We start from the raw sequence: 4,242 nt of genomic DNA on the forward strand, positions 1-4,242 counted from the left end.
CCGGCCCGCAGGGCGAGGCGGCGAAGCTGGCGCGCGTCGAGGGGCGCGTCGGTGGCGAGGATCATGATAATCGAGCCCTTCTCCGGGGGCTCCGCCACGGATTCGGGCTCCCCGCCGGCCACCCGAAGCTGGGCGGCGAGCGGCGCGCCGCAGACACGGATCTGGGATGGCTTGCCGAAATTCGATAGGACGAGCGAGCCCAGCGTGAACCGGCCCTGCGCGCGCGTGCGGACCCGCCGGGAGGCGGTGCCGATGCCGCCCTTGAGCCCGAAGCTTGACATCCCGCGCCCGGCCCCGACCGACCCTTCCGCGACGGCGGCGCCGGCCGCGTCCAGGGCGTCGTGGTAATGCGACGCCTCCACAGCCATGCGCTGAAGGTCGTTAAGGTAGCCGTCGTTGCACTCGAAGACGAGCGGGTTCAGCGTCGGCAGCGCGCGCCCGATCTCCGGATTGGCAGCGATCGCTGCGCGGATCTGGGCGGCGGCCACCGCCGGCACCGCGAAGGTGTTGGTCAGGGCGATCGGCGTCTCCAGCACACCGAGCTCCTCGACTTGCATCAGGCCGACGGACTTGCCGAAGCCGTTCAGCACGACGCCGGCCGCCGGAACGCGGTCCCGGTAGGGATCGCTGCCGTGCGGCCGCACGACCGTGACGCCAGTCTGCACGTCGCCCTCGGCCAGCGTGCAATGACCGACTGTCACGCCCGGGACGTCGGTGATGGCGTCGCGCTGACCCCTCGGCAGGCTGCCGACGCGAGGCGCTGGGCGCGGGGGGGCGGCCGGCGTCACAGGCGGTCGATCTTCGGGTCGAGAGCGTCCCGGAGGCCATCCCCGAGGAGGTTGAAGGCTAGCACCGTGAAGAAGATCGCCAGGCTCGGGAACAGCGCGACGTGCGGCGCCGAGACCATGTCGGCGCGGGCCTCGTTCAGCATGGCGCCCCATTCAGGCGTCGGCGGCTGCGCGCCCATGCCGAGGAAGGACAGACTCGCAGCCGTGATGATCGAGGTACCCAGCCGCATTGTGAAGTAGACCACAATGCCCGAGATCGTGCCCGGCAGGATGTGGCGCAGGATGATCGTCCGGTCGGGAGCGCCGATGCTTCGCGCGGCCTCGATGTAGGTGCTGTTCTTCAGGACCAGGGTCGTGCCGCGCACGAGGCGCGCGAAGGCCGGGACGCTGAAGACCGACACCGCCACGACGACGTTGACGAGCCCGGAGCCGAGGATGGCGACGACGCCGAGCGCCAGCAAGATGCCCGGGAAGGCGAACAGCACGTCGGACATGCGCATGACGATCCGGTCCCACCAGCCGCCGTAGTAGCCCGCCAGGAGACCGAGCACGGTCCCGACGAGGCCGCCGACTGCGACCGAGAGGAATCCGGTCGCCAGGGATATCCGCGCGCCTTCGACGATGCGGCTCAGGATGTCGCGCCCGAGGGGATCGACGCCGAGCCAGTGCGCGAGCGACGGGCCCTCGTTGATCCGGTCGTAGTCGAAGTCGTTGACCGGGTCGTACGGCACGATCCACGGGGCCAGCACGGCCACCACGACCAGCAGGCCGATGAAGCCCAAGGCGACGACGGCGACGCGCTGGCGCCGGAACTTGCGCCAGAATTCCGACCACGGCGTCCGGATGCCGGTGGGGACGGGCGCGACGGTGGGGGCGGCGGGGACGAGGATGTCAGTCACAGCCGGCTCACCTGTAGCGGATGGTCGGGTTGATGAAGCCGTAGAGCACGTCCACGACCAGGTTAATCAGGATAAACTCCAGCGAGAACAGCAGGACCAAGGCCTGGATCACCGGATAATCGCGCTGGTTGACGGCATCGACAAGCAGGCGGCCCATGCCGGGCCAGTTGAACACCGCCTCCACGACGATCGAGCCGCCCAGCAGGAAGCCGAACTGCAGGCCCATCATAGTCACGACCGGGATCAGGGCATTGCGCAGGCAGTGCTTGGCGATGACAACGCGCTCCTTGAGGCCCTTGGCGCGGGCGGTTCGCACGAAATCCTCGCCGATGACCTCCACGAAGGCCGCGCGGGTGAAGCGGGCCATCACGGCGGCCACGGCCGCGCCCAGCGTCAGCGACGGCAGCACGTAGTGCCGCCACGTGTCGGCACCGACGGTGGGCAGCCAGCCGAGTTCCACCGAGAAGATTTGCATCATGAGGATGCCGAGCGCGAAGGCGGGGAACGAGATGCCGGACACGGCGAGCGTCATCCCGACCCGGTCGGGCCATTCGTTGCGGTAGACCGCCGAGACGATGCCGATGATCAGCCCGAAGGCGACCGCCCAGGCCATGCTGGTGAGGGTGAGTAGGAGGGTTGGCAGGAAGCGCTCGCCGATCTCGATCGAGACCGGGCGGCGGGTGCGGATCGAGACGCCGAGATCGCCGCGGGCGAGGTTGGCGAAGTAGCGCACGAACTGTTCCGGCAGGGGCCGGTCGAGGCCGAGCTCTGTGCGCACCAGGGCCACCGTCTGGGCGTCCGCATCCTGCCCAGCCGCCAGCCGGGCCGGATCACCGGGCAGCAGGTGGACGAACAGGAAGACCAGCACCGAGACGATCAGCAGCGTCGGCAGCAGCCCGAGGAGTCGCTTGAGCAGGAAAATCAGCATAGGTTCGCGCCCGGGATCCGGGGTTTCCGTGAAGCGATCGCGCGGGCCCGCCGCGCCGGGCCGGCTAACGATCGGGCCAGCCGGCGCAGGGTCCGCGATTGGCGGCTACTGAGCGACAGCGATTTCGCCGGAATCGATGTTGCCGTCGGGCATGACGTAGACGCCGGAGAGCCGCGCGGAGGTCGCGTAGAGATTCTGCTCGGTGACCAGCGGCGCCCAGGGCGCGTCCTTCATCACGATCTCCTGCGCTTTGGCGTAGAGCTCCGCCCGCTCCGCGTCGTTCGTCGAGACCAGCGCCTTGGCGAGGAGGGCGTCGAACTCGGCGTTGCTGTAGTAGGCGGTGTTGTTAAGCTTGGGCGGCCACGCCTCCGTCGCCAGCAGCGGCCGCAGGCCCCAGTCGGCCTCGCCGGTGGAGGACGACCAGCCGGCATAGTAGAGGCGGACGCGGGCGGTCTTCGGATCCGGCGCGGTCTGCACCCACTCGGTGCGCTGGCCGGGCTCCAGGGCCAGGGCCTGCACCTTGATGCCGACCTGGCCGAGCTGCTGCTGGAGGAACTGGATCGCCTTCTGGGCGGTGGTGGTGGTGTAGGCGCTCCAGAGGGTCGCCTCGAAGCCGTTGGCGTAGCCGGCCTCCTTTAGGAGCTGGCGCGCCTTGGCCGGGTCGTAGGGCCACGGGTCCATCTTGTGGGCGTAGCGCACGCCCTGCGGGACGATGCCCTGCGCGGGGAAGGCGTAGCCCGAGAAGGCGACCTTGGCCAACGCCTCCTTGTTGATCGCGTAGTTGATCGCCTGGCGGACGCGCAGGTCGTCGAACGGCTTCTGCAGCACGTTCATGCTGAGATACCGCTCGATGATCGAGGCGTGCACCTCGATCTTCAGCTTCTTGCTGGCTTCGAGCATCTTGGCCTGCTCGTAGGGCAGCGGGAAGGCGAAGTCGGCCTCGCCGGTCTGCAGCATGGCGGCGCGGGTGCCGTTCTCGGGCACCGGCTTCCACGTGATGGTGTCGACCTTCGGGAAGCCGGCCTGCCAGTAATCGGCGAACTTCGCGCCCTTGACGTAATCGGTCTGCTTCCAGTCGACGAAGGTGAACGGCCCGGTGCCGACCGGGTGAAAGGCGATATCCTTTCCGTACTTCTTCAGGGCTGTGGGCGAGATGATCGCCGCCGAAGCGTGGGCCAGCGAGTTGATGAACGGCCCGAAGGGCTCCTTCAGGGTGATGCGCAGGCTTGCGGGTGAGAGCACCTCGATCGTCTTGATGCGGTTGAACTGGTTGTACCGCGCGAGGTGGTTCTCCGGGTCGAGGACGCGGTCGAGGTTGGCCTTGACCGCAGCGGCATCGAACGTCGTGCCGTCGTGGAATTTGACGCCCTCGCGCAGCTTGAACGTGTAGACGAGGCCGTCGGGCGAGCTCTCGTAGCTCTCGGCCAAGACGTTGCGGACCTTCAGGTCCTTGTCGAAGCCGAAGAGGCCCTCGTAGAACGACTTGGTGACGGCGGTCGTGAGTGTCGTGTTGGTGTTGTACGGGTCGAGGGTCTCGGGCTGGCCGGCTTCCCGAAGGTCGACACCATCACGTGGAAGCCGGTGCCCGAGAACGGCACCCGCGCCGCCATGCTGCAGACCGGCGAGG

At 68.4% G+C, this 4,242-nt stretch carries 4 protein-coding genes; all 4 read right to left on the bottom strand.

The features are described 5' to 3' along the window. On the bottom strand, positions 1-701 hold a 701-nt coding region (locus tag FV228_RS21800; RefSeq protein WP_246693986.1), incomplete at its 3' end, for a P1 family peptidase. A gap of 83 nt (positions 702-784) precedes the next feature. Continuing rightward, complete coding sequence (gene gsiD / locus FV228_RS21805) at positions 785-1,687, bottom strand: glutathione ABC transporter permease GsiD (protein ID WP_007568587.1); 903 nt, start codon at positions 1,685-1,687, stop codon at positions 785-787. Positions 1,688-1,694: 7 nt separating this feature from the next. Continuing rightward, a complete protein-coding gene (gene gsiC, locus FV228_RS21810) occupies positions 1,695-2,615 on the bottom strand; it encodes a glutathione ABC transporter permease GsiC (RefSeq protein ID WP_147856521.1) in 921 nt (306 codons plus the stop codon). 105 nt (positions 2,616-2,720) lie between these two features. Then, positions 2,721-4,232, bottom strand: a complete 1,512-nt coding sequence (gsiB, locus tag FV228_RS21815) for a glutathione ABC transporter substrate-binding protein GsiB (RefSeq protein ID WP_246693987.1) — start codon at positions 4,230-4,232, stop codon at positions 2,721-2,723. Positions 4,233-4,242: the final 10 nt, after the last annotated feature.

The organism is Methylobacterium sp. WL18, assembly GCF_008040015.1.
In the GTDB taxonomy this organism is placed as follows: domain Bacteria; phylum Pseudomonadota; class Alphaproteobacteria; order Rhizobiales; family Beijerinckiaceae; genus Methylobacterium; species Methylobacterium mesophilicum.

Bases quoted from the DNA above. Each gene is read 5' to 3' on its own strand.
- gsiC (WP_147856521.1), bottom strand. From the start codon at position 2,615: ATGCTGATTTTCCTGCTCAAGCGACTCCTCGGGCTGCTGCCGACGCTG.